Consider the following 309-nt stretch of genomic DNA (forward strand, 5'->3'; position numbering starts at 1 on the left):
AAGTCGTGGGATCTCACTCCATTGGAACAACAGATTCTGGCCCTGTGTAAAGCTTTTAACTACCGGATTGGGCACCGAATGGTGCGAGACCTGCTCTATAAAGACCATCAGATGAAAGTTCATCGAAATACCGTGCAGAAGATCATGCAGAAATACAACATTCAGTGCCGGGTAAAACCAAAGAGAACCTCCTATACGGCTGGAGAAAGTAAATTTATCGTTTCTAATCTTCTGGAGCGAAACTTCTTAGCCGAGAAGCCGAATCAGAAATGGGTCACAGATATCACCTATTTGCCATATGGAGAAACG

General features: G+C 44.0%; 1 protein-coding gene. It reads left to right on the forward strand.

What is annotated here, in order from left to right; genetic code table 11:
- Positions 1–309, forward strand: a 309-nt coding sequence (locus QYB97_RS25140) for an IS3 family transposase (RefSeq protein WP_301168721.1), incomplete at both ends; no start/stop codon positions are given.

This window comes from Fictibacillus fluitans, from assembly GCF_030418125.1.
In the GTDB taxonomy this organism is placed as follows: Bacteria; Bacillota; Bacilli; order Bacillales; family Fictibacillaceae; genus Fictibacillus_C; species Fictibacillus_C fluitans.